Source organism: Paraburkholderia sp. JHI2823, assembly GCF_038900695.1.
In the GTDB taxonomy this organism is placed as follows: Bacteria; Pseudomonadota; Gammaproteobacteria; order Burkholderiales; family Burkholderiaceae; genus Paraburkholderia; species Paraburkholderia mimosarum.
This window is the reverse complement of sequence record NZ_JAYMRY010000386.1, coordinates 1-261: the sequence shown is the minus strand read 5'-3', so window position 1 is coordinate 261 and position 261 is coordinate 1. Positions and strand designations below refer to the sequence as shown.

At 64.0% G+C, this 261-nt stretch carries 1 pseudogene; it reads right to left on the bottom strand.

The window, feature by feature from the left end:
- Positions 1–261, bottom strand: a pseudogene (locus VSR34_RS39095) (IS21 family transposase); the annotation flags it as partial.

The window sequence follows — 261 nt, the reverse complement described above, 5'->3', positions numbered from 1 at the left end:
GGGTTGTCGGGCACGAGCAACCTTGGCACGCCGCCATAGAACTCCATCGCGTCAATGAGGCCGCCGATCCAGTCGGGTGTCGCTTCCGAGCGCGTGGCGCAGGCATACGTGTAATTCGATGCGCCGAGCACGGAGACGAAGATGTGAGCCTTGAACGCAACGCCGCCGTCGCGATCGAGAACCGGTACCGTTTGCCCGGCGTAGTCGGCGAACAGCTTCTCGCCCGCGTAGTGTTGCTGGGGCATCGACCGCTTCAGCGTC